General features: G+C 46.3%; 20 protein-coding genes and 2 tRNA genes. 11 read left to right on the forward strand and 11 right to left on the reverse strand.

The window, feature by feature from the left end:
* The first annotated feature begins 19 nt into the window (after window positions 1-19).
* Both PUN32_RS01880 and nspC read left to right on the forward strand, forming a co-directional pair.
* On the forward strand, window positions 20-1,264 hold the full coding sequence (locus tag PUN32_RS01880; RefSeq protein ID WP_274721506.1) for a carboxynorspermidine synthase: 1,245 nt from the start codon (window positions 20-22) through the stop codon (window positions 1,262-1,264).
* 115 nt (window positions 1,265-1,379) lie between these two features.
* A complete protein-coding gene (gene nspC / locus PUN32_RS01885; protein ID WP_274721507.1) occupies window positions 1,380-2,513 on the forward strand; it encodes a carboxynorspermidine decarboxylase in 1,134 nt (377 codons plus the stop codon).
* 137 nt (window positions 2,514-2,650) lie between these two features.
* Here the strand turns inward: nspC and PUN32_RS01890 are convergent, their stop codons facing one another.
* From PUN32_RS01890 to PUN32_RS01900, 3 genes are all read right to left on the reverse strand, one after another.
* Window positions 2,651-3,307: an OmpA family protein gene (locus PUN32_RS01890; RefSeq protein ID WP_274721508.1), complete on the reverse strand. Its 657-nt coding sequence runs from the start codon at window positions 3,305-3,307 to the stop codon at window positions 2,651-2,653.
* Window position 3,308: 1 nt separating this feature from the next.
* Window positions 3,309-4,622, reverse strand: a complete 1,314-nt coding sequence (locus PUN32_RS01895; RefSeq protein ID WP_274721509.1) for a TolC family outer membrane protein — start codon at window positions 4,620-4,622, stop codon at window positions 3,309-3,311.
* A gap of 501 nt (window positions 4,623-5,123) precedes the next feature.
* Window positions 5,124-5,357: a glutaredoxin family protein gene (locus PUN32_RS01900; protein ID WP_274721510.1), complete on the reverse strand. Its 234-nt coding sequence runs from the start codon at window positions 5,355-5,357 to the stop codon at window positions 5,124-5,126.
* 173 nt (window positions 5,358-5,530) lie between these two features.
* Here PUN32_RS01900 and PUN32_RS01905 point away from each other — a divergent pair, with 173 nt between their 5' ends.
* The 3 genes from PUN32_RS01905 (at window position 5,531) to PUN32_RS01915 (ending at window position 7,475) form a co-directional block, all read left to right on the forward strand.
* Window positions 5,531-6,037, forward strand: coding sequence for a M48 metallopeptidase family protein (locus tag PUN32_RS01905; RefSeq protein WP_274721558.1), 507 nt, complete (start codon window positions 5,531-5,533; stop codon window positions 6,035-6,037).
* A gap of 64 nt (window positions 6,038-6,101) precedes the next feature.
* Window positions 6,102-7,175 (forward strand): 23S rRNA (adenine(1618)-N(6))-methyltransferase RlmF, encoded by a 1,074-nt coding sequence (gene rlmF, locus PUN32_RS01910; RefSeq protein WP_406707938.1) that lies wholly within the window; start codon window positions 6,102-6,104, stop codon window positions 7,173-7,175.
* Window positions 7,176-7,250: 75 nt separating this feature from the next.
* The gene (locus PUN32_RS01915) at window positions 7,251-7,475 is read left to right on the forward strand and encodes a hypothetical protein (protein WP_166014903.1); all 225 of its coding nucleotides are present in this window, start codon (window positions 7,251-7,253) and stop codon (window positions 7,473-7,475) included.
* A gap of 21 nt (window positions 7,476-7,496) precedes the next feature.
* Here PUN32_RS01915 and pilW read toward each other — a convergent pair whose 3' ends face one another.
* From pilW to PUN32_RS01950, 7 genes are all read right to left on the reverse strand, one after another.
* Window positions 7,497-8,210, reverse strand: coding sequence for a type IV pilus biogenesis/stability protein PilW (gene pilW / locus PUN32_RS01920; protein WP_274721512.1), 714 nt, complete (start codon window positions 8,208-8,210; stop codon window positions 7,497-7,499).
* Window positions 8,211-8,393: 183 nt separating this feature from the next.
* Window positions 8,394-9,335, reverse strand: coding sequence for a homoserine O-acetyltransferase MetA (metA, locus tag PUN32_RS01925; protein ID WP_274721513.1), 942 nt, complete (start codon window positions 9,333-9,335; stop codon window positions 8,394-8,396).
* A 202-nt stretch (window positions 9,336-9,537) separates the two neighbouring features.
* Window positions 9,538-10,686, reverse strand: coding sequence for an ABC transporter permease (locus PUN32_RS01930; RefSeq protein ID WP_274721514.1), 1,149 nt, complete (start codon window positions 10,684-10,686; stop codon window positions 9,538-9,540).
* Entirely contained in the window at window positions 10,683-11,831 is a 1,149-nt protein-coding gene (locus tag PUN32_RS01935) for an ABC transporter permease (protein WP_274721515.1), read from the reverse strand. The genes PUN32_RS01930 and PUN32_RS01935 overlap by 4 nt, the downstream gene beginning before the upstream one ends.
* Window position 11,832: 1 nt before the next feature.
* Window positions 11,833-12,807 (reverse strand): HlyD family secretion protein, encoded by a 975-nt coding sequence (locus tag PUN32_RS01940; RefSeq protein WP_274721516.1) that lies wholly within the window; start codon window positions 12,805-12,807, stop codon window positions 11,833-11,835.
* Window positions 12,808-12,818: 11 nt separating this feature from the next.
* Window positions 12,819-14,216, reverse strand: coding sequence for a TolC family protein (locus PUN32_RS01945; protein WP_274721517.1), 1,398 nt, complete (start codon window positions 14,214-14,216; stop codon window positions 12,819-12,821).
* Between the two features lie 193 nt (window positions 14,217-14,409).
* A complete protein-coding gene (locus PUN32_RS01950) occupies window positions 14,410-14,643 on the reverse strand; it encodes a hypothetical protein (protein ID WP_274721518.1) in 234 nt (77 codons plus the stop codon).
* A gap of 528 nt (window positions 14,644-15,171) precedes the next feature.
* Here PUN32_RS01950 and PUN32_RS01955 point away from each other — a divergent pair.
* The 3 genes from PUN32_RS01955 (at window position 15,172) to PUN32_RS01965 (ending at window position 17,716) form a co-directional block, all read left to right on the forward strand.
* Entirely contained in the window at window positions 15,172-15,948 is a 777-nt protein-coding gene (locus tag PUN32_RS01955) for a substrate-binding periplasmic protein (protein WP_274721519.1), read from the forward strand.
* Window positions 15,949-15,972: 24 nt separating this feature from the next.
* Window positions 15,973-16,950: a chemotaxis protein gene (locus PUN32_RS01960; RefSeq protein ID WP_274721520.1), complete on the forward strand. Its 978-nt coding sequence runs from the start codon at window positions 15,973-15,975 to the stop codon at window positions 16,948-16,950.
* Between the two features lie 85 nt (window positions 16,951-17,035).
* The gene (locus tag PUN32_RS01965; protein WP_274721521.1) at window positions 17,036-17,716 is read left to right on the forward strand and encodes a DUF2726 domain-containing protein; all 681 of its coding nucleotides are present in this window, start codon (window positions 17,036-17,038) and stop codon (window positions 17,714-17,716) included.
* On the opposite strand, the gene PUN32_RS01970 is transcribed toward PUN32_RS01965, so the two are convergent.
* Window positions 17,717-18,790 (reverse strand): GGDEF domain-containing protein, encoded by a 1,074-nt coding sequence (locus PUN32_RS01970; RefSeq protein ID WP_274721522.1) that lies wholly within the window; start codon window positions 18,788-18,790, stop codon window positions 17,717-17,719.
* Between the two features lie 275 nt (window positions 18,791-19,065).
* Between PUN32_RS01970 and PUN32_RS01975 the strand changes: the two genes are divergently transcribed.
* From PUN32_RS01975 to PUN32_RS01985, 3 genes are all read left to right on the forward strand, one after another.
* A tRNA-Val gene (locus PUN32_RS01975) sits at window positions 19,066-19,142 on the forward strand.
* 35 nt (window positions 19,143-19,177) lie between these two features.
* A tRNA-Val gene (locus PUN32_RS01980) sits at window positions 19,178-19,254 on the forward strand.
* A 433-nt stretch (window positions 19,255-19,687) separates the two neighbouring features.
* A complete protein-coding gene (locus PUN32_RS01985; protein ID WP_274721523.1) occupies window positions 19,688-24,217 on the forward strand; it encodes an SslE/AcfD family lipoprotein zinc metalloprotease in 4,530 nt (1,509 codons plus the stop codon).
* The last annotated feature ends 57 nt before the right edge of the window (window positions 24,218-24,274 follow it).

The following is a 24,274-nucleotide window of genomic DNA, read 5'->3' on the forward strand; positions in this document are numbered from 1 at the left end:
TAATAAAGGTAAAGCAATTATGTCTATTCTACAGATTGGTGCAGGCGGTGTTGGTTGGGTAGTGGCACATAAAGCCGCACAAAACAACGACGTGCTGGGTGATATTACGATTGCATCTCGCTCGATTGCGAAGTGTGAAAAAATCATTGAGTCAATTAAAGGCAAAAATAACCTTAAAGACTCGACCAAGAAACTAGAAGCGCGTCAGATTAACGTTGATGATATCGAATCATTGGTGCAACTGATTAATCAAGTTAAGCCGGATTTAGTCATCAATGCAGGGCCACCTTGGGTCAATGTTGCGATTATGCAAGCGTGCTACCAAGCCAAAGTATCCTATTTAGATACTTCAGTTTCGGTCGACTTATGCTCCGAAGGCCAGCAAGTTCCTGAAGCGTATGACGCACAATGGGCGTTTCGTGACAAATTTAAGCAAGCAGGGATCACCGCGATTTTAAGTGCGGGATTTGATCCCGGTGTGGTCAGCGTATTTGCTGCCTACGCGGCCAAATATTTGTTTGACGAAATCGACACCATTGATGTGTTAGACATTAATGCGGGCGATCATGGCAAGAAATTCGCCACCAACTTTGACCCTGAAACCAACTTGTTGGAAATTCAGGGTGACTCCATCTATTGGGATCAAGGTGAGTGGCAGCGTGCCGCTTGCCACACCCGTATGCTGGAGTTTGATTTTCCCAAATGTGGCAAATTCAAAGTTTACTCAATGTCGCACGACGAATTGCGCTCGTTAAAAGAGTTTATTCCGGCTAAGCGTATTGAGTTTTGGATGGGTTTTGGTGATCGCTACCTCAATTATTTTAATGTGATGCGTGATATCGGTTTGTTAAATCCAGCGCCGCTGACCTTGCAAGATGGTACGGTGGTTAAGCCGTTACAGGTGTTAAAAGCCATGTTGCCCGATCCCACTTCGTTGGCTCCGGGCTATACTGGCCTGACTTGTATTGGTACTTGGGTGCAAGGCAAAAAAGATGGTCAAGCACGCAGCGTATTTATCTACAACCATGCTGATCATCAAGTGGCCTATCAGGATGTCGAGCATCAAGCGATTGCTTACACCACCGGTGTGCCTGCCATCACCGCTGCGCTACAGTTTTTCCGTGGCGAATGGGCACAGCCTGGGGTCTTTAACATGGAGCAGTTGAATCCGGATCCTTTCCTAGAAACCATGCCTACGCTTGGTCTCAACTGGAATGTGATGGAACTTGAACCAGGTCAGCCGGATATTCAAATTTTGCCATAAGCGATATCCAAACAGTTATAACTTCCAACAGCTATATCCATAATGGTTATGGCTGTTTTTCCATTTTGGCTACCGTTGAGCCGCGATGGAAATCGCGTAGCAAATAGGAACTGATATGCAAAAAAATCAATTAAAAACCCCATACTTCATGATTGATGAAGCCAAACTGATCGCTAACCTTGAAATCGCCAAGCATCTGAAGCAGATCTCTGGTGTGAAGATGGTGTTGGCGCTGAAGTGTTTTTCAACTTGGGGGGTGTTTGACATCATCAAACCTTATCTTGATGGCACCACCAGCTCAGGCCCGTTTGAAGTGAAATTGGGCTATGAAACATTTGGTGGTGAAACCCATGCTTATTCAGTGGGTTACAGTGAAGATGATGTTAAAGAAGTGGTTGATATCTGCGATAAGATGATCTTCAACTCACAATCTCAACTGGCGGCTTACCGCCATTTAGTGGAAGGTAAAGCATCACTGGGTTTACGTATCAATCCGGGAGTGAGCTATGCAGGCCAAGATTTAGCCAACCCAGCGCGTCAGTTTTCCCGCCTTGGTGTGCAAGCGGATCATATTGATGAAAATGTATTTGCCAGCATTGATGGCGTAATGTTCCACATGAATTGTGAAAACAAAGATGTGGATGCCTTTATTGGGCTACTGGATGCGATTTCACAACGTTTTGGTCACTACCTGGATAAGTTAGATTGGGTCAGCCTGGGTGGCGGAGTATTCTTTACTTGGCCGGGTTACGATGTGGATAAATTAGGCGCGGCACTCAAAGCGTTTGCAGAGCGTCATGCGGTACAGCTGTATTTGGAGCCGGGTGAAGCAGTGATCACCAAGACCACCGATCTGGTAGTGACCGTGGTGGATATTGTTGAAAATGGTATGCAAACTGCGATCGTGGATTCAGCGACCGAAGCACACCGCTTAGATACCCTGATTTATAAAGAGCCAGCCTCCGTACTGGAAGCCAGTGAACAAGGTCAATATGAATATGTGATCGGCTCTTGCTCTTGTTTAGCCGGTGATCAGTTCTGTGTGGCTAAGTTTGATCAACCATTAACCGTTGGCCAGAAACTGCACATTCTGGATAGTGCCGGTTATACCATGGTTAAACTCAACTGGTTCAACGGGCTTAAAATGCCTGCGGTTTATTGTGAGCGCCAAAATGGTGAGATTGAGCCAATTAACCAGTTTGGTTATGAGGATTTCAAACGCACCTTATCTTTGTGGTCGATTAAATAGGTTAATTTAAATCGCTTAGTCGATGATGAAAAGAGATCGGCAAGTGAGCTATGGCTGGCTTGCTGTGATTATCGGTCAGCTTACTCGCCAATAGCCGTGATGAATCACGGCTATTTTATCGTGCTATACCCTTACGACTATTTAGCCAGCGTGGTGAAGATAGTCCACTCAAGCAGTGGTTCATCCTGATTACCGACCACGGTCGCAACCACGCGACGGTTACGCGCTTGGCTCACCTCATCGTCACCTTCAGCAGCTAACACACTATTGCCGTAGCCAACGATTTTAATTCGCTTGGTGCTAACCCCATCACTGATCAACTGATCACGCACCGCTTCTGCTCGCTGTTTAGATAAGGCTAAATTATGGGCTTGGCTACCCAGTTGACTGGCATAGCCTTGCAGTTCAATCGATGTGGTCGGGTAGGCTTGCAAAAAATCCGCCATTTCGCGTATCTGACTTAAAAATACCGCCTCGATGCCTGGAGAGTTATTGGCAAACAGAATATATAGTTGTTTGGTGTGTGATGTATTGACCATGCTGCCACAACCATGATTATCGATCTCAGAGCCCTCTGGAGTATCAGGACAGCGATCGCGCGCATTAATGACACCATCATCGTCATCATCTTGCAGATCGGCAACTTGATTGGCGAGCGGAATGGGCAGATAAGCGAACTCATCCTGTTGATTTTGCAGATCTGGATTGGCAAATGCAGCCGTTGTCACACTACAAGACAGCACTAGGGCAACTGTGCTGACAAATTGTGTTACGGGCGATGATGTAATTGACATATTAGTACTCCACCTTAACGGTCCATTCCTGAGGAATATCAACGCGCAAAGCATCCAGTAAGTTACCGGTTGCGTTCATTAAACGATATTTGGCGTATTGCTCGGCGTATTTGGCATCCAGATAACCTTTGCGCGCTTCAAACAGTTCATTTTCGGTGTTAAGTAGATCGAGCAAGGTACGCTGGCTGATTTGGTACTGTTTACGATAAGCCACTACCGTTTTGGAGGTAGAGTCAACATGGTCGGCGAGAAACTCTTTCTGTTGTAGAGTGAGATCCAATGCACTCCATGCTAAACGGAAGCCTTCTTCCACCATGCGAAAGGTTTTTTCGCGTAAGTCTTTGGAGCGGTTCATTTGATAAGCGGCGCTTTTGCTGCGATCGCTGTCACTACCACCGTTATAGAGGTTATAGCGTAGGCGCAGCATGGCGGTTAATTCATCGCTGCTGCCGGTGATGCCATCGGCATCATTACGCCAACGTTGAGCGGCTTCCAAGGAAAGGGTTGGGTAGTAGGGGCCTCTCGATTGCTTGTATTGGAAGCGTGCCGCGTCGGTATCGGCCTGTGCTACTTTGATCACGGGATGATTGTCTTGTGCATGCTGTAACCCTTTTTCTAAGGTTAGTGGGAGCGCATCTTCATCTGCCCGTGGATATTCGAGCCCCAGAGGCTCTTGGCCGACGATACGGCGAAATTGGGTATGAGTATCAAACAGGTTATTTTGTGCAGCCAGTAAGTTACCGTGCGCTTTGGCTAAACGAGCTTCCACTTGCGTCACATCGGCAGTTGAACCAATACCAGCATCGGCGCGTTTTTTAATATCCCGATAGATGTCTTTATGAATCGCAAGATTTTTTTCCGAGAGCGTCAAAATTTCATAGGCTTGAGTGGCATCGAGATAAATTTTGGTCACTTCCAGTGCCATGTCTGAGGCATCGGCCAATAATTGGAATCGATCTGCTTCCGCTTCGGCAGCGGTTCTATCCATATCATTGAGGGTGGCTGCGCCATCCCAAATCAGTTGAGTCAGCGTTAAGGAGGCGTCTTTACGCGTTAAATCGGTACTTTTATTGCCACTCGATTGCGCCGGATTAATGCCTTCGTAGCCAATACCCGCATCAAGATCCAGTTTGGGAAGATAGGCACCTGATGAGGCTTTGGCATCATATAACCGACTTTTAAACTGATTAAATGATCCCTTTAACTCCGGATTGGAGGCAAGGGTGATGGCGACGGCTTGTTCTAATGTTTGCGCAGCAACCGAACTGCTTAAGGCTATCGCCAGTGCAATCACTGTTAATGGTAATCCTTTCAAAAGAACGCTCTCCCAATGTTAGCCGCTACTTTGAGCGGCTTTTCGTTCAATTCAGAGTCATCATCAGGTAATAAAACGCGCCAGTCGTGATGTTGGCTGATGTCTCTGGTGAAATGTGCATAGCTGTTATGGTGTAAACAAAACAATATCAATTGGTTGTAAAAGTGTAATTCCAAAGTGCTATAAGATCCAATTTGTAAATATTGTTGCATTAAGTTTGATGGTAATTGTGATGTTTGGTGTGTTTTGGGTGAGGGTGTGTTGATTGATTACGCACTTGATGGAGAGGATGAACGAGAATATTGTGGGCCAGCGAATGGTGCTGTCATTGAGAGTGTCGCGGCGAACGACTCTCTCAGAGGGGATGATGCAGGGCAGAAGGTGATTGATCGTTACCGTTCTCTGCGCATTGCAGATCATCACCGCTAACGATATTGGTGAAACAGATAGGGTAACCGTTGTTGTTTTTGCTCAACAGTGAGTTTAGTGACTCTGGCAAGGTTAATCTTTGCTGCGATAGATACGATCAAAGTTGGTCGCATTCCAGCCGATCATCAAGCGATCACCAATTTTCAGCACCGGAAGACTGCGTGCGCCTAGCGCATCGAGTTCTTTGCGGCCACGCTCCATTTTGGCGTTACATAAGCGATATGCAATGCCTTTTGAGTCTAAATAACGCTGAGCATCTTTGCAGTGTGGGCATTTATCTTTAATGTACAAAACCACGCGTTTCATTGAACTCTCTCATCAAGCAAAAGGGCGCAAAGTGTAGCGAGAGTTACTTACGGATGCAAATCTCAGCTGATTTGCAGATACGCTGTTCACCGCTAAAGATGATTGTTAGCCAGAAATTGAGTAAACTTGCCGACCTTTTTGATCCATCGTCAAACTGAGCGCGTGAAATGAGTATTCATCCTGCATTAAAATACATTCAAGGCTATCCACCACATCTGGTAGAGCAAGTTGCCCAACTGATCGAAAGTGGCAAATTGGTGGCCTGGTTCGAGCAGCGCTACCCAGAGCGGCATGTGATTCAGAGTGAAAAAGCGCTGTTTGATTTCACTATGGCGCTCAAAAATCAGTATATGAAGAAAACAGCACCGCTCAGTAAAGTGGTGTATGACGGAAAAATACACCTGATCAACAATGCGCTCGGTCTACACAGTTATGTGTCGCGGCTGCATGGCAGTAAGCTTAAAGCGAAAAATGAGATCCGAATTGCCAGTGTGTTTAAACAAGCCCCTGAACCATTACTGCGTATGTTAGTGGTGCATGAATTGGCTCACTTAAAAGAAAAAGAACACAATAAAGCGTTTTATCAACTTTGTTGCCATATGGAGCCGAATTATCACCAGTTAGAACTGGATGCTCGATTATTTATGATAGTGACCGAGCTGAAAGCTGGCAAAGTCTGAGTATTCTTGCGCGCCGAAAAATCTACTCTCTACCGATAACAGTAAGTTAAGCAGCCCTATGACTATGAAAAAATCCGCTCACCCCAAACGCTCATTGGCTCAGCCGACGGTACAGCGAATTAAACATCCTTCGCCACCCAGCCAGCAACCAGCCGCTCCAGTGAAGTCGGGCTTACATCCACGTAATCGCCACCGTGGTCAATATGATTTCCAAGCTTTGAGCAAAGTGGTACCCGAGCTCACGACGCACATGATCAAAAATCCCCATGGTCAGTGGACTATTGATTTTGCTGATCCGCTGGCGGTAAAACGGCTGAATAAAGCGTTACTTGCTTTGCATTACAGCGTCACTTATTGGGATATTCCAGCCGGCTTTTTGTGCCCACCGATCCCTGGTCGAGCGGATTATATTCATCGCATTGCCGATTTATTACAGCGTGACAACCCGCAGTTAAAGCCAGCCCAAGTCACCGCGTTGGATATTGGGGTGGGTGCCAATTGTATTTATCCAATTATCGGTGTGGCTGAATATGGTTGGCGCTGGGTTGGCAGCGATATTGATCCTGTCTCGATTAAACAGGCGAATGTGATTGCCCGCAGTAATCCATCACTACACGGCAACATTGAGTGTCGGCTACAAACGGATCCGCAACGTATTTTTGAGGGTGTGATCCGCACCGGTGAGCGCTATACGCTGACTACTTGTAATCCGCCATTTCATGCTTCATTGGCGCAAGCAGAGCAAGGTACGCGGCGTAAACAGCATAATTTACAGAACAATCGCCGCAAAAAAGGCCAGCCAATCGGCAGCGCTGCTATTGCAAAAGGACATGGAACAGCAAGCGCGACCTTAAACTTTGGTGGTCAAAAAGCAGAATTATGGTGTCCGGGTGGCGAAGCGGCATTTATTGGCAAGATGGCCATGGAAAGTCGTGATTTTGCTTCGCAGGTGCTGTGGTTTAGCTGTTTGATCTCGAAAGGCGATAATGTACGCGGTATGCAAAAACAGCTTGAAAAACTAGGCGCTCAGGCGATACAGATCATCGAGATGGCACAAGGCCAGAAAATCAGCCGCTTTATCGCGTGGAGCTTTCAAAATGCTGAGCAACGCAAGCTGTGGTGGCAAACAACGTGCTAAACTGTTGGTAACCCAAATCGGGCCCGCCCGCCATAGACTCAATCTGTTCCAAGATTCAACAGAAGGAGAGGCAAGATGAGAATCGAAGATGTTCCACTCTATGCGCCCTGCCAACCACATTGGTTATGCGTACCTTTTATGAGCGTGTTTACGCTGCTACTGTTGATTGGACTCGGTTTTTTTATTCGAATTATTTACCGCGAATATCAAAAAATTCAGCGCGCAAGCAAGGTTCGCCGCCTGCGCCGTACTCCTTATCGAGATCGTAAAGGTAGCGGTCGGCCAACCAATATTAAATAAGTAATGAATATTAAGTAAAGATTAAGAGAGCGAGGCCAGTAGTGCTTGGTATTTCTGCTCTAACGCAGGATTACCGGCGCGCTTTTCCAGTTCAATCAATAATCGAAGAGAGGCTTTTTGGTAGCCATAACGTTGATTTAAGGTCATTAAACGTAAGCGAGCAGGGGCATAATCACCTGCTTCAATTTCCATTTTAGACAGCTGTAAGATAGAGCGCAGTCGACTGGGTTCGTGGTCAATCGCCCGCTTAAAATAGTCGCGCGCTTGTTCAGGCTTGCCTGCTTTTAAGGCGCACAATCCGGCATTTTCATAACTGGCGGAGATCAGATAATAATAAGGTTGTTCGACCGCGCGGCGAAAGTATTCATCGGCCGCATCATACTCGGCTTGTTTGCAGGAAAAGGTACCAAAATTATTGAGCACGTTGCCATTTTTAGGGTGTTGGCTCAATGCCGTACGATACATTTTTCGCGCCGCATCATTTTCTCCTACCGCTTCAAAATAGTGCGCCATCGAAAGTTGCGCGCGGTAGTAGCTTGGCGCATGTTGTAGTGCTTTTTCTAAGTTTTCCCGCGCTTTGAGCATGTTACCATTGTCTAAATAACCTAGACCGAGCGCGATGCGCGCTTCGGCCATTTCGCTAGGATCGCTTTGTAGAGTAGGCTGCGCGGTTTCGGTGACTGTCACACAGCCATTGAGCGCAAATAGCACGCCAAATAGTAACCTTTTGTTCATACACCCCTCCTTTGGACGCCACAATAATAGGCAATTCGCTTGCAAGGCCGAGCAATGTGGATGAAGTCTGCGAGTCAGTTGGCAAATAAAGGCGATGCCTAGCTGGTAAGTACGGGGGCATATTTGTTTGCAGCCGAAGACGCGCTTCGCGCTGCAAAAGGCCGCATGGCGCGGCCAGCATGATTATTCACCCTTGGTGAAGTTGGCTTCGCTAAATTGCTCGAGATCGTATGGCGTTTGCTGATAAACGCAATAGTTGAGCCAATTGGCAAACAATAAATGGCCGTGGCTACGCCAACTGGCACAAGGTTTATTATCTGGATTGTCATTGGGGTAGTAGTTGATTGGCAGTGCTGGGCTGAGCCCCGCGCCTAAATCGCGCACATACTCATGGTGTAGCGTCAAAGCATCATATTCCGGATGCCCAGTCACAAACACATTACGCTTATCTTTGGTAGCGGCCAGATAGACGCCCGCCACGTCAGAGGAGGCAAGAATATCAAGGTCAGTATGTTGTGCTAAATAATCAGCGGCAAAGTCGGCATAGCGTGAGTGGGGTGCTAAAAAGCAATCATCAAACCCACGTAGTAGTGAATGAAAGGGTTGATGAGTGGTGTGGTAGTAGACGCCAGATAATTTCTCTTCACGAGTGCGTTTTGGCAAGTTATACAGCAGCTTTAATCCTGCTTGTGCTGCCCAGCAGATATACAGTGTCGAGGTGACATGGTTTTTTGCCCAACTCATGATGTGCTGCAGATGATCCCAATAAGCAACATCTTCAAATTGCACTAAACCGAGTGGCGCCCCCGTAATGATCAATCCATCGAAATTGCGTGTTTTGACCAGTTCAAATTGGCGATAAAAAGTATTGAGATGTTGCTCTGGGGTATTTTTACTCGGCCGATCATCAATGCGCAGCAGCTCGATATCAATCTGTAATGGCGAGTTAGACAACAGGCGTAAAAACTGAGTTTCCGTCTCAATTTTTTTCGGCATCAAGTTTAACAGTAAGACTTTGAGTGGACGGATCTCTTGTGTCGCAGCCCGTGATTCCGACATCACGAAAATGTTTTCGGCACGTAATACATCACTGGCTGGTAATTGGTCGGGGATTTTAATCGGCACGGCTTTCTCCCTAAGCGTGGCTTTAGACGTCTAAACATCTAGACTTATAACTCAGTCAAAAATGATTGTCGATAGGAAATTAATCCAGTGAGCCAAATCAGTGAAACGGAATGGAAAGTTTTAAAGCGGTGAGACACTACCGTAACGACGGTTGGATAAGCCGACCGTCGTTAGGCTCCCGTATTGTCGTTAGCAACTTGTATTAATGTGCAACAGGAGTGTTAGGCTGACGATCGCGCTGCAGTAGGTAATAAGCGATAGCGCCCCATAATGCCGCTTGCAGCCATAATAGAGTCCATTGCGGTGCAATGGTTGACCAATTCGCCGCCATTTGGTTTAAGCCGAGAAAGCCTTGGATCGCTGGAGTGCTGGGAAAGCCGTTAGCTAACCACAATAGTGGTGAGGGGATCATTTCTACTGGCCAGATAAAACCAGCGGTAAAGATCAGCGGCATTGAGCTGATTAATACCACCAAGGTGACGAGTTCACGTCTTGGTGTGAGCGCGCCTAATGCGATCCCGACAAAACTGCTGGTGAGCAAAAAGGGCAACAATAAACTCAAGAGATCAGGGATCGCAGCGAAGCGATGGATGCCATGTTGTTCAAAACTGGCTCCGAAGTAGTACAGGCTCAGTAAATAGTAGATGGCGACCAATACTAAGCTACGCACCAACAGTAATTTTGCCGTCGAGACTCGGCTCCAGTAACCGTGACCTTGTTTTTGACTCCCGACCATCAAACCGGCGGCCATCACCAAGGTTTGTTGTAGGATCAAGACAAAAACGGCAGGTACCACGTAATCAACATAACCTAACCGCGGGTTAAAGGTTGGTTTTAGGTTAGTGCTGGTGGGTGAAAAATGTTGGCTGACAAACGCCATGGGTTCACCTTCAACCAGCAAACGGCTGACTTTGGTGTGCGCGGCTAAGGTGCCACCTGCCTGCGCTAAGCCTTCGACAATCGTGCCATACACCAAAAAGTAGGAAGCATCTCCCGCATAGGCAAGAGTTGGGCTTTTGCCGAGTAATAGATCGCGGTAAAAGTGCTCAGGGATGACCAGTATGCCAGCCACTTGTTTGGCTAAAAAAGCTTGTTTAGCTTGCGTGATGGTGTGATCGCGGCGAACAATCTTGACCTGTGGCGTGGCATCAACCATACGTTCAAACTGGTAACTTGTTTGACTCTTATCAAGATTGACCACCGAGATACTCTGCTCGCGTGGGACTTGTTGTGCGTAAGGCAGCGGATAGAGGAATGAATAAAACACCACACCACCAAACACGGTGATCACTACCACAGGGTTGGTTAATAGCGCTTTCAGCTCCGCTCTTAGCAGCTCAAATAGCGTCATAATGCGGCTCCAGTTTCACGGGCTAAATGTTTACGGATCAGCAGTAGGGTTATCCCGAGAGGAAAAAGGTATCCCCACATATTGCTCAACGGCTGTAGCGAAGTGAGCGCATCAAGTCCATAACTGACTTGATTGACCTGTACTTCAATGTAATGACTGATGGGCAACAAATTGCGCCACAGGTGAGCAAACGGACTCATGTCACTAGCCGGAAAAGTAATCCCCATAAACGCGAAACTGGGGGCGGTGAATGCACCGGCAAAGCTCATCGCGCGAGCGGGATCTAAAGTTAGGAAGTAAAAAAATGCTGCCATGATCACACAAGCCATAACGGTGATCGCTTGAGCAATCAATAACACGCCAAAATGGCCAAACATTGGCCAGTCGAGCACATCATAAAACCAGATCAAAAATCCCACCCCCTGCAACAGGAAAATGGGCAAGTAGGGTAATAGGGTGCGACTTAACTGACGTAACGGCGCATCTGCCAGCCATTTTTGCAAACCGTAATGGCGATAGTTGGCCGCCAGAATCAAAATGGTGCTGACCACGATTGAGATTTGCCACAATGCGGGCACAATCGCACTGACTAAGAATTGTGCATAGTGATTGTTTTGGTTAAATAGGGGCGTGATTTGGGTGCGTATTGGCACTGCGCGCCCCATTGCGGCGAGAGTGGTTTGGCTGTGACTGGTGAGATTTTTCATCACCTCCACCTGCGCATTAAAAGTGCTTTGTGCTTGTACTACGGCGCTATTGACCAGCTTGCCGACCAAGATCATTTGGCTATTGTAAAAGGTGGTCACGGCAGGCTGCTGCTGACGATAAATCGACTTGTCGAATTGTGCTGGGATCACCATATAACCATAGATTTGGCTACTGCGTAGCGCATGGCTGGCCTCAGTGATGCTTGGATAATGGTCAAATACCTGCAGTGTTGCAGTGGCATCCACTTCTCGGATTAATTGGCGCGACAGTTGACTGTGTGATAAATCCACCACCCCAAAGGGTAAATCACGGGCGATGCCTTGTGAAAAAATCCACCAAATCAAGGCTGCCAATAGCAGCGGTACCCAAGTTAAGCAGGAGAGTAGCCATTTATCGTGACGCAGTAACGTCCACTGTGCGGGGATCATTGCTTTCATGCTACAGCTTAACCACCAAGCTCATGCCCATGCGCAAATCTTTATTTGGGGTCAGCGGGCGCGCTTCGACTTCAAAAGTGCGCAGATCAAAGCCTTGGCTGGCATCGGTCGAGCGCCAAGTTGCAAAATCACCCATCACCGCCACATGTGTCACTTTAAAAGGGAGGCTGATGTCTAATGCAGGTAGATAAGCATCAAACTGAGTCCCTTTCGTGAAGTGTTTAAGCCGATCTTCACGTACATTAAACACCGCCCAAGAGTCCTGAGTATCGATGACGGTAACCACAGGAAATCCTTGGGGAGCCAGCTCACCGCTGTGCATCAATACTTGCGCTACCTCACCGCTAAACCAACTGTGAATGGTGGTATCGGCTGCATAAGCTTGCACTTCAGCGACCGCTCCAGCAGCCATGCGCGCTTTTTCTAACGCCGCTTGCTTGGTTTCTTCTCGCGCCCCTTCTTGAGCCAGTTGATAGAGCTGTAACGCAGCACTGGCGGTATATTTGGCTGCTTGTGATTGGGTCTGTGCTTCATCCCGTTTTTGCTCAGCTACTACGCCATCTTGGTAAAGACGATTGATCCGTAAATAGGTTTTTTCGGCTAAATCGGCGGCTGCTTTAGCGGTTAGCCATTGATCGTGCGCGGCTTGAATTTGCTGCCCGCGTGACCCTTTCTCCGCTTCTTGCGCCAGTGCGCCAGCGGCTTTTTGCCCAGCGATCGCTTGTTCTAATTTGGCATCAATTTCTGGGCTTAGCAGAGTAAAAATCAATTGGCCTTTTTCGATTTGATCGCCTTTACGTACCATCACTTGATCAATTCGTCCTGGTACTTTGGAGGAGATGCTGTACTGCTGAGATTCAATCTGACCTTGTAATATCAGCGGTTGTGGTTGATAGGCCTGATAAAAGCGATAGCCAACCCAACCGACAACAACGACAGCACTAAGGGTGATTAAGGTAGTTTTGACCGTTTTCATGGTGGTTCCTTTTACTTAGCAGTGACGTGTTGTGGCAGTGATGTAATAGGAACTGCCGATTGATGATAGGTTGAAAAACTGCCCATCTCGCTTGAGAGCGCTAACAGTTTGTTGAGTGAAATAAGGTAGTTAAAACTGGCCCATGATTGCTGGGTGCGTATGCTGGCTAGATAAAGCTCAGCATCCACCACTTCTAGCGAAGTGGATAAACCTTGCTTGAATGCCGTTTGGCGTAAACGCAGATTTTCTTGCGCCAAATTAAGACTAGAGTTGAGACCAGCGACTTCTTCAAGCGCTTGTTCTGCTTGCAGATAGGTTTTCTCCACCAACACGCTAAGATCTTGTCTCGCCTGTGCTTTTAAATAGCGTACTTGATTGAGCGCACTATTGGCGGCTTTAACTTGTTGACTACGGCCAGTATTTTCAATCAGCGGAATGCTGACTCCAACGCCAACTAGCCAATCGGGTTTCAGTTGGCTGGCGAGCGAATCGCTCTCATGCAAACTGTAATCGCCATATAGGTAGACTTCAGGATAGTATTTGCCTTGTTCGGCCTTAATTAGACTACTGGCTTGCTGCTCTTTGGCATCGAGCAAATCTAAACCTGGGTAGGTATTGAGTGTCTGGTCAATAAACGCGTGCAGCGGTGGTAGATGGGGGTTAATAAACAGTTGCTGATTAGGCTCTACGGTTTGGTCTGCCCCTAAAATTTGGGTGAGGGCGCTTTGTGCAATGGCTAATGTTTTCTGAGCTTTTTTGCGCTCAACACTGGCTTTATCCAGTGATGCCTCGGCTTGCAACCGTTCTACACGGGCAATTTGTCCTTGCTGCTCAAGCTTTAATGCGTTGTCACGATGTTGGGCCAGCCCTTGTTCTACTGCTTTATGGGTGGCTAACACTTCTTTAGCAAGTACCACACTGAAGTAATATTTGGCTAAATCTTCATATCGCGCTTGTACTTCCATGGCTAATTGACTTTGTGCTTCATGCTCGCGACCTGCTGCGGCATCTTGCGCTGCGCTGATCCGGCCACCGGTAAAAATCGGCCAAATGGCACGAATTGAGGAAGTAAAAATATCGCGCTCAGTGATGGTTGACTTAATTGAGCCTAAGCTAGCCAGCGAGGGTGGCAATGCATGCCCAGTACTCTCAAACAACTGTTGGCCGGAAAGCGTGACATTTTGATCCAGGCGTATCAGATTCGCTCCCAGCGTGAGCGACGGTAAGTTGAGATTGTCGGTCGCCTGTTTTAAATGGGTGTAACGTTCAACATTGGCTCTTTGCGCGGCGAGTGAATTATTTTGTTGTTGCAGCACTCCCCAAGCTTCTTGAAATGAGAGCGATGCCGCCTGGGCCGTTGGTATACACAGCAAGGAGTAGACCATTAGAGAAAGAAATTTCACTTTCATGGTGAGCTCGACAGAATAAATTTAGAGCCAATGCTCTATTTTTTGGTCGCCGAAGTCAAACAAAGAGTTAACCACGACCTTAGAAAAACCGACTTAACCATCGCTTAGGTTCTAACTGTAGTTGCTACTTAAAGAGTCTCTACAGTTCTGTGCAATAGCCTTTAAATTTATGGTGGCTTGGTGAGAAATAACGTTAACAATACGGGTAGTTAGGGCAATGGTAATCAGCACGCCAAACTAATTTGCGGCTTCCCTGCATCGTGGTGAGTAGGTCTTTGCCTAGCATCTGAGGGAAAGCAAATAACACGCGCATTTCATCATGAGCTTTCGATTCCATTTCATAAGCTCTTACCCGAGTGAATGTCGAGAGTAGATGATCACTTAACATGTCTTTAGATAGACAAATTCCCAAAGTATCTCTTTTCATCTTACGACTCCTTGTCACATGTTGTTGGTAAATTGGCTACCAAAGGGGCATTCGGGATTGGGTATGATGGTATCCAAGTAACACTTTATGAATTGTAGATTAATTATACTCACTAAATGGTGCCAATGTGGCCGCTAAGCGGAGATTTGTTGTGACAGGCACCATAAAACGTTTTTTTTATGGTTTATTGCATATTTTGTTGTTTATTATCAGTTGGTTGCTGGCCATCTTGTAAGGTGGAAAAATCAAGCGCGGCCAATTGTATGATGTACTAACGTGCAAAACTATGAATTAAAAAAGCCATCGCTCTCACTCATACGTTTGGTTATCTGGCGCATATTCTTAATGCTAAATAATTGGATGCCGATCCGAGTTATGGTACGGTGAGCGTCAAAATCTACAGACCTAATTTGGGTGTTGTGTAATAAAATCCAAACCCATCAACAGTGATCTCAGTATCTATTAGACGTATTGCATAATGCAATCTAAAGTTTAAGTCGATTATAGCTAGCGAATGAGGATCGACAGATGCTGTGGAATATTGGTTTAGTCGCTGTGTTCGGTATGGTTTTAGGGATCAATTTTGGTGTTAACGCGCAAGCCCAAGGCTTAGAATCATTAACCTACTACACCGAAAATTATCCACCGATGAATTTTGTGCAGGGTGATAAACCCGCTGGGATTGCAGTTGAATTGCTGCAACAAGCGGCAGTCGCCATGCATACTCAGATCAGCGCTGAGCAAATTTTAGTGCAACCTTGGCCACGATCTTATCGGACATCGTTGTTAAAATCCGACGGTGTACTTTTTTCGACCACTCGCACAGCTCATCGTGAAAATTTATTCAACTGGGTCGGCCCGATTGCCGATATTAAAGTAGCGGTGTTGGCACGCAAATCGAGTCAAATTAAAGTCAACGATCCGATGGAACTAGGTCAATACCGGATTGGTGTTTTACGTGATGATATTGGTGAGCAGCAACTGCTTCAGTTGGGAGTGCCAAGAGAGTCGATGGTGGAAGGGACTTCCGTCAGCGCGTTGGCCGAGCAATTACTGAAAAAGCGCATTGATTTGCTGGCCTATGATGAGCGAACCGCATTTTGGTGGATGAGCCAAAAGAACTATCCGTTGGAAGAGTTTGAAACGGTGTACATTTTAATGCAAGGTTCACTGTATTACGCATTTAACAAAAATATCGAGCAGTCAGTATTGGATGATTTACAAAAAGGCATTGAACTGATCAAAAACAGTGTTGATGAAAATGGCATAAATCGATATCAAGCCATACTGGACAAGTATGAATAACCATCCTGAGAAGATGTGAAAATTATGAGTAACCCAAGTAGTACAATTTTAACCGAAAGCGGTACCAACGAATTAGAAATCATTGAATTTCATTTAGAAAAAGTATTTCCTGACGGGCGCACCAAAACCTGTTACTACGGGATCAACGTCGCCAAAGTGCGCGAGGTGATCCGAGTGCCGGACACCACCGATTATCCTAATGCTCAGCCGCATATGGTCGGGGTATTCTCTTCGCGCGAAATTTTAACCCCGCTGGTCGATTTAGCAGGATGGCTCGGCGTACCAACCTCGGACGATATCAGTAAAAAATACGTTATCGTCACCGACTTCAACCGGATGACCAATGGCTTCCTAATTGACAGTATTAGCCGTATCCATCGTATTTCTTGGAATGATGTGGAATCACCAAGTCAGTTCCTTGAAGCAGGTGAGCAAGACTGCGTGGTCGCCGTCGTACGTCAAGATCATAAATTGATCATGATCCTTGATTTCGAAAAAATCATTGCCGACATTAACCCAGAATTAAGTATGGAAAAATACGATGTTACGCTGGATAAAAAAGTCGACTTAAATCAGCGTATGGTGACAAAACGTAATGCCAAAACGGTGATGGTGGTGGATGACTCGGCTTTTATCCGCAGCCTAATCCAAGATACTTTGAGCTCGGCGGGCTATAACATTATTGCGTGCAAAGATGGTGGTGAAGCATTTGAAAAGATGATGGAGCTCAAACAGGTAGCAAAAGCGGAAAATGTCGCCATCACGGAACTGGTCGATGCGCTGGTTACTGACGTTGAAATGCCACGGATGGATGGCATGCACTTAGTGAAACTGCTGCGTGATGACGAAACCTATCTTTCGATGCCGATTATTATGTTCTCATCGCTGATGAGTGATGATAACCGAGCCAAAGCATTATCTCTTGGCGCTAATGACACCATCACTAAGCCGGAAATTGGCCGTATGGTATCAATGATGGATAAATACATTTTTAGTGTGTAAATCAGTTAAGGCGGGGTTGCTCCGCCTTTCTGTTTTACTTTTGCCACCTCAATCCCCGCGATATTGATTCTGGTTTAACTGACCTATGTTTGAAATATTCCTCGTTGTCATACTGCTCGTCGTGTTTTTTTTGGTTATCCAGAAGTATGTGATCCGTGCAGATACTCACCAAGAGTATGCTTATAAAAAGAAAGGGCCATTGCTCAATATGCAAGAGGGGGCTTTGTACAATGCGCTGGTGAGCGCCGTGGGGGAACATGGCGTGGTGCTGGCAAAAGTCAATATGGCCAATGTTATCACCCCACATAATATTGCCAGTAAGAAGCATTGGTTCATTGCTTATCATAAAATCTCAAAAAACTATTTTGATTTTTTAGTGTGTGATGCTCGAACGTTAGAGCCAAGAGTGGCGATTGAACTGGATGATGGCAAACAGCTACAAAAGGGCAAAGTTGAACGGGAGAAATTGCTACTGCACGTCTGTAAATCCGCCAATATTCCACTAATTGGTACTAATATTCGGATGAGCTATCAAGTGAGCAAATTACGCCGTCTATTAGCCGCCCATATCGACTTGATTCAAGCCGATCAAGAAGTTCGATTTTGTAAGCGTTGTGGCAGCCCAATGGTGATTAAAGTCGCCACACAAGGTGAATACCGTGGGCGACGGTTTTTTACCTGCAGTCGTCAACCCCATTGCCCTTATACAGAAAACTACAATGTGGTGTATGAATTTGAAGAGGAAAGCCAAGCAGATAATCGCTAATCACAGCAGCGGTTGGTGGGCGACCTCAGTTTGCGGATGGTTTGTCTCTGCATGAGCGGTGATCGGTTTACAGAGCCGAACCTGATTTCTACCAGCCTGTTTAGCTCGATAAAGCTCAATATCGGCTAATTTGAGCAGATCATTGAGTTGATCGCCGAGCTGATATTCACACACCCCAATACTAATCGTCACTTGTATCGGTTGGCTCTCGGCAGCGAACGAGTGCAGGCTAACCATAGCTCGCAGCCGTTCACTGACTCGCTCAGCTTGCTCAAGTGATTGATCAAATAGCGTGACACAAAATTCTTCGCCGCCGATCCGATACAGATTATTGTCCCCCACCATTTGGGCGAGTAAATCCGAGGTTTCGACCAAGACTTTATCGCCAGTATCATGCCCATATTGATCATTGATCGCTTTAAAAAAATCTAAGTCAATGACCAGCAAACAGAGCGAGGTTTGCTGATTAAATTGCTCAAAATGTTGGAAAGAGGTGTTCAGAGACAGGCGATTATGTGCGCCAGTCAGAGGATCCCGTGAGGCAAGATAGAGTAGGGAATCTTCAATTTTGCGCCGGTTTTGCTCATAGACATGGGCGACCACCCAAAGACCAATATAAGCAAAAGTTAAATGCAGCAGAACCGATCCATAAATCAATGGTTCCAACCTCGATTGCCAATAAACAATCGCACCTTGAAATACAAAAAACACGCTACAGGTCAAAAAGGCAAAGTGGGTTGAGGTAAAAATATAAAATAAGATCGGAACAAAACAGCTCCAAACATACACTCCCATCGCTAATGGTTTGATGTAGGTAGCAAATAGCGTTGTGCCAGTAAGGAGCAGGAGATAAAGGTTTACTTGACTTGAAGTATGGATCCGTCGTTTGGTCTGTAGATAGATATAAAAAGAAGACAAAGCGCAGATCATTTCGAGTAAGGCAAGTTCAATTTGTTTAAATTGCCATAAATTTAATAAGGCCATGGATAGAGCAATTAATGCCCAAAAAAAACTTAAGCCGCATAACACCGAAGCTCGTAACGTTTGTGTATTATCGAATAACCTAGCGTCCATGCGACGACCCTCTCTGGGGCTAAATATAAGCATTGATGTGTATATTACAGTGTTACTTTGCGGGGTCAATATCATTCTTGAACGCGTATCACAAAATTAGAGTTTGATCGACTTCTGCAAAACCAATGATCTTAAAGGTAGCCATGGTAAATCACCGTGGTGAGGGTAAAAAAACACCAAATTGATGAGAGAAAAGCCAACTGATTCAAAAACAAAGAAATTGAGCTTGCACACCACAAAATCTGCCGTTAATATCCACCTCGTTCTCAAGCGATGCGTCCGTGGCTCAGTTGGTTAGAGCACCACCTTGACATGGTGGGGGTCGGTGGTTCGAGTCCACTCGGACGCACCATTCCTTATCGAATGGTTATGCGAGAACAAAAATTTGGGTCCGTAGCTCAGTTGGTTAGAGTACTACCTTGACATGGTAGGGGTCGGCGATTCGAGTTCGCCCGGACCCACCAAATTTTAAACAAAGCCCGCTATTTTTAGCGGGCTTTGTTGTTTCTAGCGCTTACGCTCATCTTCGTTTTTCTCTCCTTGCTTACTCCTGCACTACATCAACTCAACACAACAATCCCAATTGGCAATGGGCTACAGTACGCTCCAATAACCAATTACTTGTACTGCTTATGAGTGATATGTGATTTGTTTTTATTATTGTGTGAGGAGTGATATTTTATTTTGTTATTAAAAATCACCACATTCCCATTATTAGCATTAATGATTTGATTTCATGCTGCCACTTTAGTTACTAAACATACGTCGTCTGTAGGGTAATTCTTACGTGCTTTTACGTTGACATGAAATATTTAAAAAATGACTATTTCACTTAGTGTTTTCGCTAAGAAATAATAAATTAAAATGATAAATACAAAAAAGAAATTGATTTCGATTATGGTCTTGTTTGCTCTGGCGGGCTGTAATCATGAATTCGTCGAGCCGGAGATTCCGCAAATTGATGGTAATGAAAATCCTAGTGTGGGTGGTGGCGAATTACCGGATATTGGGGTTGATGATCCGATTATCGCCGCTCAGCTCTCTTTAGATGGCAATCTAATGTTTGGTGGATCGGTATTGTGTAATGATTTGCCGGCCAATCAATTTGTGGTGGAACAAAAAAGCAGCGTTATTTGTACTGTTGAGGGAGACACTCTTGCTACCTTTACTACGCCTTTTATGGGTGAGCAGAGTGCATCTACGCATGTTAATCAGCGTGCGACTTCCTTTGAATTGTTGAAATTGACCAATGCCGATGAATATAAAGATTCCGCACTGCGCCAGAGTAATCTCCAAACCTTGATCAATAATATGGGTAATGTGCAGGGCAAAACTATTGAGCTTAATTTTGCTTCATCCAGAGATGCATTAACTTTTAAAAATTATCTTCAGCATTTAGATATGCCAAGTGCTGATTTTCAGCAACTGATTGTTGAAAAAGTCAGCAACGATAACCAAGTTGATAAGCAGCCATCAACCCATGTGCCTGATATTACCCCTTCGGTAACCACTGGAACCTCGAATGATTTAAACAGCAGTTTTGTCTCCGCCAATGCAGAAGAGAGTTTACAGTATCAACCGACGGAAGTGATTTTGAGCCAAGGTCGGCTACTCGATAGTGCTGGTCGTGCGGTGAATGGAATTGCGTACTTTAGTAATAATAGCCGTGGTGTCACTGGCGTCTCTCAATCTGGTCGTGCGATGGAAGATGGCGGTTTTGAGTTCTCGTGGGGAGATACGATCAGCTTTGCCATCGATACTTTTGAGCTTGGTAATTTGCGTGGTAACAAAACCACATTTCAATTGACGGAACTGGGCAGTGAGAATGCGGGTAAGAATGCACAGGCGCTGGTGCTGCGTTATGCTGAGCAAACCCAAGATACCGTGTTGATTAGTGATAGAGTTATTCAAGTTTTTGCCCAGTACCCGAATGTGGTGAATGAGGCTATTTCGCTCTCGCTGAGCAATGAGGACGTGGAATTAAAGATCGGTGCAGAGCAAACCCAAATTGTGCCGGGTGAATTTGCTCAGCAATTTTCACACGGGATTGCCGCAGAGATTGATCAAGCCTTAAAGCCGGCCAGCTATGACCAAACGAGATCATTAGCGATGCCCAGATCGGCGGTTGATCAAGAAGCCAGCCGTATTCAAGCCGATATTCAAAAACTTTGGGGTAGCACCAGTGCCGTTTTGCTCGAGGGCTGGAAAAAAGTTGAACGGTTCCATGTGTTCCATGACAGCACCAATTTTTACGGCAGTACGGGCTCTGCGCGCGCACAAGCGGCAGTCAATATTGCCAACTCGGCCTTTCCAGTGCTGATGGCTCGCAATGACAACAACTATTGGATTGATTTTGGTAAACCCAAAGCGTGGGATGCTCAAGGTCTAGCCTTTATTACCGAAGCGCCTTCCCAAGTCGAGCCGGAAAAGGTTTCCGCCGAAACGGCTACCTTTAACTTGCCGTTTATCAGTCTTGGTGAGCTTGGCCTCGGTAAAGTGATGGTGCTCGGTAATGCGCGGTATAACAGTATCTTAGTTTGCCCGAATGGTTTTAGTTGGGGTGGGAGTGTTGATCAGCAAGGCCAGTGTACCGCGAGTAGTGACAGCGATGATATGGCCAATTTCTTCACTAATGTGCTGCGTTATTTAACGGAAAATGCAGCATCAAGTGAAACTCGCATGGGTTCATCAATTACCATCGGCACTAATATACCGTCGGTTTATTTTAAGCGTGCTGGTCAAGTCATGGGTAGCTCTGCTCCATTTATCGTCGACTCGCGCTTTGCGGCGGAGACTGTCCAGCTCACTGATTTTACTTATTTAGATCCAGTAACCATGCCAGTGGTAATCATCAACGCATACGAATATCGTGGCCATACTGCGATGGGTGCCTATGATCTACCATTGAGCGCTGATCTCAGCCGTCCTAAACTGAGCCAACAAGACGTTAGCGACTTGATTGACTACGTGACTCGGGGCGGAAATGTCTTAATGATGGAAACCGTGGTGAATCGTACTAGCGTGGGCGAGATTGATCGTTTGCTTGATAGTGCAGGGATTGCTTTTGGTATGGGGTCAAGTGTGGTTGCCGATGGCAATGGCCCAAGTGCCGGCTATCCTGATCGAGTGCGCAACCAACGTGAACATGGCATCTGGGTATTGGAGCGTTATGCGGCGGTGGATGGGGATAATGGACCGATGCTACCTTACACGATTAACGAGGACGGTAGTGTTGAATGGCATTTCATCACCAATAACAAACCGGACGATAAACCGACCCTTGAAATGGCGACTTGGACGGAAAGGGATGCTGACGGCAATGCAAGTCGACAGGTCGCTTTTATTGATGAAGCTGATCATTGGCATATCGATGAAAATGGCTCACAAGTGGTCAATCAGGCCAGTTTAGCGGCGGCTAAGCAGCGCATTCTGAATGCGTTTCCTACCTCCACGGGTTTGGCGTATCAAGAGTGTCGCGATGATCAGTTCAATTACGAAGTTAACTGTTTGGAATATCGTCCCGGTAACGGCATTCCCGTGACTGGGTCAATGTATCGCCCGCGTTATACCGAACTCAAATTGGGTAACGATGAAGCCCAAGCGATGATTAAAGCGGCCAACTTAGGCACCAATATTGAAGCGCTGTATCAGCATGAACGTTATTTCCGTACCAAAGGTAAGCAGGGGGAGCGCTTAAGCAGTGTCGATCTCAACCGCATCTATCAAAATATGACGGTATGGCTGTGGAATGATCTCGATTATCGCTATGAATCTACTTATGACGATGAGTTGGGTTTTAAACGTTTTACCGAGTTTCTTAACTGCTATACCCGCAATGCTGCTGGCGGTAATACGGTCTGCCCTGAGGATCTGCAATTGCAGTTAACGGAGCTGCAGATGGTGTATGGCAGTGACGAGGGTGAGTATGCTGGGCAAATGAACCCGAGCTATCCGCTCAACTACATGGAAAAGCCTCTGACGCGTTTAATGCTCGGCCGCTCGTTCTGGGATCTGGATGTGAAAGTCGATGTACGTCAATTTCCCGGTGAAGCCAAAGGGTCGAATGGCAAAACGGTGCAGCTTGATATGCGCAACCAAACTACCGCTTGGTTTGCCGGTAATCGTCAGCCGACGGGGCAATGGGCGGTGGCTCAGCAACCCTTTCAGGTCAGCGTAACTGGCGAAAGCAAGCCCGTGACTATCACGATTGCGCTAGCCGATGATCTGACTGGGCGTGAAAAACATGAGCTGGGCCTGCAACGTCCACCACGCATGACCAAATCTTTCGTGATTGGTGGTGGGCAAAACAGTAGCCAGAGTTTTACGGTTCCTTATGGTGGTTTGATTTATGCCCAAGGTGGTGACAGCGAGCAAGTTTCACTGACTTTCACGGATACGATTGATGCGCCGTTATATCAAGCTGGGCAGTGGATTAATGGACTTAATGCGCCGGCCCCGATCGGTGAAGTGGTGTCAGACAGCTTTATCTTTACCGCACCGAAAGCCAATTTGCAGGCCAATGGCTATGAAGGCGGCATTGCGCAATTTGCGCAAGATCTGGATCAGTTTGCCTTAGATCTTAACGATTTTTACGCCCGTGATGAAGGGATTGATGGGAAGCTGAATCGCCAAGCGACCAGTGTCAGCAATCCGAATAACCGTCACCATTTTGTCAATGATATTGCGATTAGCATTGGTGCGGCGCACTCGGGTTATCCGGTGATGAATGCCAGCTTTAATGCTGCGAGTAATAAACTGAATACCAACCCACTCAGCAGTTGGTTACTGTGGCATGAAGTGGGGCACAACGCCGCAGAAGCCCCGTTTAATGTTGAAGGGGCGACCGAGGTGGTTAACAACTTATTAGCGCTGTATATGCAAGATCGCCATTTAGGTAAAATGGCGCGTGTTGAGCAGGATATTCAAATTGCGCCAGAATTTGTGCAACGAGAACAAGGCCATGCGTGGGCTGCCGGTGGTGCAGGGGAGCGCTTAGTGATGTTTGCTCAACTGAAGGAGTGGGCAGAAGAGCACTTTCAGATCACCGACTGGTATGCCGATGAGCTACCGAGTTATTACTCGGCGCGAGATGGGGTGAAAGGTTGGAACTTATTTAAGCTGATGCATCGCTTGACTCGGAATAAGCAAGATGACGCAATCAACCTAAAAGGTGAAAATTTATGTCAGCCAACTGGGTTAGGTAAAAGTGATCAGTTGATGTTGTGCGCCTCTTACGCAACGCAAACCGATTTAAGCGAGTTTTTCCAAGCTTGGAATCCGGGTAGCCGAGCGTTTGTATACCCAGGCGATCCTAATCCCTACTATGAAGGTGGAGTGAGCGATGCGGGGATAAAACGAGTGCAAGCATTGAAGTATCCGAAGCCAGAAACTGATCCGCTAAAAATAGATCGAATTAGCATTCATTAATCATGTGATTGAAAAGGCCAAAATAGCGTCTGTTCGCCGTCGCTATTTTGGCCATTC

This window comes from Vibrio chanodichtyis, from assembly GCF_028863985.1.
Taxonomy (GTDB): domain Bacteria; phylum Pseudomonadota; class Gammaproteobacteria; order Enterobacterales; family Vibrionaceae; genus Vibrio; species Vibrio chanodichtyis.

Bases quoted from the DNA above. Each gene is read 5' to 3' on its own strand.
- PUN32_RS01880 (WP_274721506.1), top strand. From the start codon at position 20: ATGTCTATTCTACAGATTGGTGCAGGCGGTGTTGGTTGGGTAGTGGCA.
- nspC (WP_274721507.1), top strand. From the start codon at position 1,380: ATGCAAAAAAATCAATTAAAAACCCCATACTTCATGATTGATGAAGCC.
- PUN32_RS01890 (WP_274721508.1), bottom strand. From the start codon at position 3,307: ATGTCAATTACATCATCGCCCGTAACACAATTTGTCAGCACAGTTGCC.
- PUN32_RS01900 (WP_274721510.1), bottom strand. From the start codon at position 5,357: ATGAAACGCGTGGTTTTGTACATTAAAGATAAATGCCCACACTGCAAA.
- rlmF (WP_406707938.1), top strand. From the start codon at position 6,102: ATGAAAAAATCCGCTCACCCCAAACGCTCATTGGCTCAGCCGACGGTA.
- PUN32_RS01915 (WP_166014903.1), top strand. From the start codon at position 7,251: ATGAGAATCGAAGATGTTCCACTCTATGCGCCCTGCCAACCACATTGG.
- pilW (WP_274721512.1), bottom strand. From the start codon at position 8,210: ATGAACAAAAGGTTACTATTTGGCGTGCTATTTGCGCTCAATGGCTGT.
- PUN32_RS01930 (WP_274721514.1), bottom strand. From the start codon at position 10,686: ATGACGCTATTTGAGCTGCTAAGAGCGGAGCTGAAAGCGCTATTAACC.
- PUN32_RS01935 (WP_274721515.1), bottom strand. From the start codon at position 11,831: ATGAAAGCAATGATCCCCGCACAGTGGACGTTACTGCGTCACGATAAA.
- PUN32_RS01940 (WP_274721516.1), bottom strand. From the start codon at position 12,807: ATGAAAACGGTCAAAACTACCTTAATCACCCTTAGTGCTGTCGTTGTT.
- PUN32_RS01945 (WP_274721517.1), bottom strand. From the start codon at position 14,216: ATGAAAGTGAAATTTCTTTCTCTAATGGTCTACTCCTTGCTGTGTATA.
- PUN32_RS01950 (WP_274721518.1), bottom strand. From the start codon at position 14,643: ATGAAAAGAGATACTTTGGGAATTTGTCTATCTAAAGACATGTTAAGT.
- PUN32_RS01955 (WP_274721519.1), top strand. From the start codon at position 15,172: ATGCTGTGGAATATTGGTTTAGTCGCTGTGTTCGGTATGGTTTTAGGG.
- PUN32_RS01960 (WP_274721520.1), top strand. From the start codon at position 15,973: ATGAGTAACCCAAGTAGTACAATTTTAACCGAAAGCGGTACCAACGAA.
- PUN32_RS01965 (WP_274721521.1), top strand. From the start codon at position 17,036: ATGTTTGAAATATTCCTCGTTGTCATACTGCTCGTCGTGTTTTTTTTG.
- PUN32_RS01970 (WP_274721522.1), bottom strand. From the start codon at position 18,790: ATGGACGCTAGGTTATTCGATAATACACAAACGTTACGAGCTTCGGTG.
- PUN32_RS01985 (WP_274721523.1), top strand. From the start codon at position 19,688: ATGGTCTTGTTTGCTCTGGCGGGCTGTAATCATGAATTCGTCGAGCCG.